Below are 1,072 nucleotides of genomic sequence, written 5' to 3'. Positions count from 1 at the left end.
TGGATGTTGTCGCCTGGCATTACCATCTCAACGCCTTCTGGCAGTTCGATAGTACCGGTCACGTCAGTAGTACGGAAGTAGAACTGTGGACGGTAGCCTTTGAAGAACGGAGTATGACGGCCGCCTTCGTCTTTAGACAGAACGTATACTTCTGATTCGAAAGTCGTGTGTGGAGTGATAGAACCAGGCTTCGCCAGTACTTGACCACGCTCAACTTCGTCACGCTTAGTACCACGCAGCAGAACACCGACGTTCTCACCTGCACGGCCTTCGTCCAGAAGCTTACGGAACATTTCAACGCCAGTACAAGTAGTAGTGGTAGTCTCTTTGATACCAACGATTGCTACTTCGTCACCTACGCGAACGATACCTTGCTCAACACGACCCGTTACAACAGTGCCACGGCCTTGGATTGAGAATACGTCTTCGATTGGCAGGATGAATGGCTTGTCGATCGCACGCTCTGGCTCTGGGATGTATGAATCCAGTGCTTCTGCCAGCTCAACGATTTTCGCTTCCCACTCAGCTTCGCCGTTCAGTGCACCCAGTGCAGAACCTTGAATTACTGGGCAGTCGTCGCCTGGGAAGTCGTACTCAGACAGCAGTTCACGAACTTCCATCTCAACCAGCTCAAGCAGCTCTTCGTCGTCAACCATGTCACACTTGTTCATGAATACAAGGATGTATGGAATACCAACCTGGCGACCCAGCAGGATGTGCTCACGAGTTTGTGGCATTGGACCGTCAGTTGCCGCAACAACCAGGATACCACCGTCCATTTGCGCAGCACCGGTGATCATGTTTTTAACATAGTCAGCGTGTCCTGGGCAGTCTACGTGTGCGTAGTGGCGAGTTGGAGTATCGTACTCTACGTGTGAAGTAGAGATGGTGATACCACGCTCGCGCTCTTCTGGCGCGTTATCGATTGATGCGAAGTCACGCGCTGCACCGCCGTAAGTTTTAGACAGTACAGTACAGATTGCTGCAGTCAGAGTGGTTTTACCGTGGTCAACGTGGCCGATAGTACCAACGTTAACGTGCGGTTTCGTACGTTCAAATTTTTCTTTAGACA

At 51.1% G+C, this 1,072-nt stretch carries 1 protein-coding gene; it reads right to left on the bottom strand.

Annotation, left to right across the window (positions count from 1 at the left end; genetic code table 11):
• Positions 1 to 1,072 (bottom strand): elongation factor Tu (tuf, locus tag G5S52_RS23415; RefSeq protein ID WP_165018883.1); only part of this gene is annotated, 1,072 nt, incomplete at both ends.

The sequence above is a fragment of the Grimontia sedimenti genome (assembly GCF_011045095.1).
Taxonomy (GTDB): Bacteria; Pseudomonadota; Gammaproteobacteria; order Enterobacterales; family Vibrionaceae; genus Enterovibrio; species Enterovibrio sedimenti.
Note: the sequence above shows the minus strand (reverse complement) of the source record. Positions and strands in the feature narration are given on the sequence as shown.